The organism is Dyella sp., from assembly GCF_036568765.1.
Taxonomy (GTDB): Bacteria; Pseudomonadota; Gammaproteobacteria; order Xanthomonadales; family Rhodanobacteraceae; genus GSA-30.
This window is the reverse complement of the sequence record NZ_DATCRY010000186.1, coordinates 1-3,278: the sequence shown is the minus strand read 5'-3', so window position 1 is coordinate 3,278 and position 3,278 is coordinate 1. Positions and strand designations below refer to the sequence as shown.

Here is a 3,278-nt window from a genome sequence, read left to right as displayed (position 1 = left end):
TGGCCTGTTCATTACGGGCGCGATCGGCGGTGTCGCAGGTTATATCGCTGGCGACAAACTGGCCGACGCTTACGATCGATACCGCATCCATCACCAGCAAGACCCACAAGGACTGACCTGGCGCCTCGACCCCAAACACCCAGAACAAGGATGGGTGCGCGACATACCGCCGTTACCCGGCACGCCGCAGGGCCAGCGCGTCGCTGCCGACCCGGAACTGGCAAGCCGGCTGACCTATCAGGCAAGCAATACCTCCGCCGAGCTTGCATTGGCACACCCGGCGATCCCGCACGATCCATACACGCAACCTGCCGCTTCTGGCGACACGCCCAGCTTGCGCGAGGCGCCATGGCGACGTGACCCGCATACACAGCAGTGGGCTCGGCAGGTAACGGATCGCCTGCTCGAACACGGCTTGGCCAGTACTCACATTGAAATTGCCAACACAGATCGCTCGTCGCAGTTGGATCGGGTCGCGGCGCAAACCATACAGCGCAACATCGCCGACTCATCGCTGGGCATCGCCGAACGTTACCGGGAGGCCTATGTGCAACAGGGTTGGGCAAGGCATGGCGCGATGCCGGAAGCGATTACCAAGGCCTGGGATGCATCGATGCGCGAAGCCCTCGCATCGGATGGCCGAACCTATGAGCTTGCGGCGGACGGCCAATGGTCGCGCCCGGGCAAACTCTTCGGCAGCCAGCTTGCGGAGCCGCGAGTGAGCGCCGAACTGAATGCGACACGCGATGCCGCACTCGCCATCCAGCAAGCTGCCAACACGACGAGTATCACGCAAGCCCAGACGGAGGCAGCACCACAACCGCCGCGCCTGGATGATCGAGGCCACCCGGATCATGCTTTCTTTCGGAATGTACGTGAACAAGTAAGCCAACTGGATCGCCAGCTAGGCCGTACGCCCGATCGCCATACCGACAACATTGCAGCCGCCCTGACGGTGCAAGCTCGCAACGACGGATTGCAGCGCATCGATCGAGTGACCCTTTCGGAAGATCGCCACCGCATGTGGGCCGTTGAAACCCCACCGGGGCGACAGGATCGCCTCTTTGATAAACGCACTCATGTGCCTACTGCTGCGGCGAACACGCCGATAGAACATACCAGCGCCATGTGGCCGCAAGCGATGCAACAGTTTATGGAAACGCAAGCTCAAACGCGAAGCATGGTGGAGGCACCAGAGCAAATGCAGCGGCAAAATGGACCGGGAATAAGTCGCTGACTGAAGGACAACGCGATTAGTGCACGCAGACGAATACGTAACACAAAACATAATGAATAAGTATCGTGATTTCCACGGTACCGTTTGATTCACGTCTATGGCATCGTAGTAGGAATGGAGCGACAGGGAATCATGCACATGACCATCACGGATGAGTCGGACAACAGGCTGCGAATCGTCAACGCCTTGCAGTTGTTACACGATCAAGCAGTCAAGGATTCGACCGTCGGCATTCCCATTGCCAAGGTACTGGAGACCAGCGGCTGGTCTTGGCACGTTGCCGAGCTTGCGCCGGCACAGACCATTGCGCCGCACTATCATCGGCATGGCGATGAGATTTATTTCGTCCTTGCAGGTGCCGGACTGATCCATACGTGGCCGGCTGACGAATCGCCTGCAGCGAGGCACTCGCAGCGGGTCGAGGCCGCCGCCACGTTTTCCATTGCACCGCAGACAGTGCATCAACTGGAAAACACGGGCACGACACCGCTTGTCTTGCTGTTTGCCTGTTCGCCAGACCATTTGACCGCAGACCGAGTGGTCGTGGCCGCGCATAAGGCGAGCTGAATTCATGCCGCGCCAAGCAGGTGAGTTGCTACGCCAGACGCTCGACCGCATGCCAGGGTTATGTGGCTGCAAGGATGAAAACTCGGTCTTCATGTATGGCAACGCAGCGTACGCCGAGGCGATCGGCGTGGATCACCACCTCGATCTTATCGGCCGCACCGATTACGACATGCCTTGCGAAACCGCCGCTTGCGCCGACCTTTTCCGTGCGCAGGATCGCGACGTCATGGACAACGCCAGGCCGCTGCGAATCCTGGACATTCATCCTTTCGCTGGAGGCGAATGGCGGGCGTATCTTTTTTCAAAGACGCCGCTGGTCGAAGACAATCGCATCGTCGGCACTCTGTTTCAAGGGATCGATATCACCTCGACACGTTTCTTCGAGCTCGGCTCCATGCTGGGGCATATCCATGCCGGCATGGATAAGAGCGATCCGATCGGCCAGCATTCGTTTATCGTCGGTCACCGGCGCGGCGCGATCAGCCTGGCTGACCGCGAAGGGGAAATCTTGTTCTTTCTGATTCGAGGCAAATCCTGCAAGGACATTGCATCCCTTGTCGGATTATCTCCACGCACGGTGGAACAACATATCGCGCGTCTTCGCGATAAGTTTGTCGCAGGCTCGCGTAAAGAGCTTGTCGATCGAGCCATCCAAGCTGGCTACCTGAGCTTTATCCCGGAGCGCATATTCAAGCGCCAACTTTCCGTCGTACTGGGATAGCGATGGCCTGGCACGGCGTTTCCTTGCACGAGCAAGGCCGCTGTGACGACACGCAGACTCAATCCGACCAACTCGACATTGGCATGTAGCCAACAGATTAATAGCAGTACCGCCATTCATGAACCGACTACATCATGCGCAGCATCGGCAATACTTACGAGGAGCAAGCCTGCACCGCCTTGCAACGCGAGGGATTGACAGTACTGGATCGCAACTACCATACCCGCTATGGCGAGCTGGATCTGGTCATGCTCGATCGCGATATCGTGGTCTTTGTCGAAGTGCGCTTCCGTGGATCGCAGCACGGCGGCAGCGCCGCCGAATCGATTACCGCCAGCAAACGAAAAAAACTGATCCTCGCAGCGCGCTATTGGCTTGCCGCCCACCCACGGCACGCTCGCCTGTCTTGCCGCTTCGATGTGGTCAGCTACGATGGCCCGGCGGAAGTATCTTGGTTGCGCGCCGCGTTCGATGCCGAGTGATTGCCCGCGATGGGTGGGGCGCCCCAGGCCTGGATTCGGACGGCGTCTTGTATCACGCTTCGGTAACGCAGCGGATCTCCCATCATGGCCAACCCGACCAGCGCAGCACCGCATCGTCAGCCTTTACGGATCGCCTTGCCGCATGTCGCCCTCGCATTGTCCGCGATGACGTGTGCGGTCGCCATGGCGGCACAACTGGAAGGCGAAAACCTGCTGCAGCCGCCCCTGGACGGCCTGGATATCGTCAACCGGCAAGCGGAAGGGCAAGCAT

Annotated in this window: 5 protein-coding genes; all 5 read left to right on the top strand. The window is 59.2% G+C overall.

From position 1 onward, the window contains the following. The coding region (locus VIM98_RS12780) for an XVIPCD domain-containing protein (protein ID WP_331993494.1) at positions 1 to 1,237 on the top strand (1,237 nt) is incomplete at its 5' end. A gap of 138 nt (positions 1,238 to 1,375) precedes the next feature. Further along, the gene (locus VIM98_RS12775) at positions 1,376 to 1,804 is read left to right on the top strand and encodes a cupin domain-containing protein (RefSeq protein WP_331993493.1); all 429 of its coding nucleotides are present in this window, start codon (positions 1,376 to 1,378) and stop codon (positions 1,802 to 1,804) included. Between the two features lie 4 nt (positions 1,805 to 1,808). After that, complete coding sequence (locus VIM98_RS12770) at positions 1,809 to 2,525, top strand: helix-turn-helix transcriptional regulator (protein ID WP_331993492.1); 717 nt, start codon at positions 1,809 to 1,811, stop codon at positions 2,523 to 2,525. A gap of 134 nt (positions 2,526 to 2,659) precedes the next feature. Beyond that, complete coding sequence (locus VIM98_RS12765) at positions 2,660 to 3,007, top strand: YraN family protein (protein WP_331993491.1); 348 nt, start codon at positions 2,660 to 2,662, stop codon at positions 3,005 to 3,007. An 84-nt stretch (positions 3,008 to 3,091) separates the two neighbouring features. Further along, positions 3,092 to 3,278 (top strand): hypothetical protein (locus tag VIM98_RS12760; RefSeq protein WP_331993490.1); only part of this gene is annotated, 187 nt, incomplete at its 3' end.

What these genes read in the sequence shown, in the direction of transcription:
- VIM98_RS12775 (WP_331993493.1), top strand. Translation starts at nt 1,376, where the DNA reads ATGACCATCACGGATGAGTCGGACAACAGGCTGCGAATCGTCAACGCC.
- VIM98_RS12770 (WP_331993492.1), top strand. Translation starts at nt 1,809, where the DNA reads ATGCCGCGCCAAGCAGGTGAGTTGCTACGCCAGACGCTCGACCGCATG.
- VIM98_RS12765 (WP_331993491.1), top strand. Translation starts at nt 2,660, where the DNA reads ATGCGCAGCATCGGCAATACTTACGAGGAGCAAGCCTGCACCGCCTTG.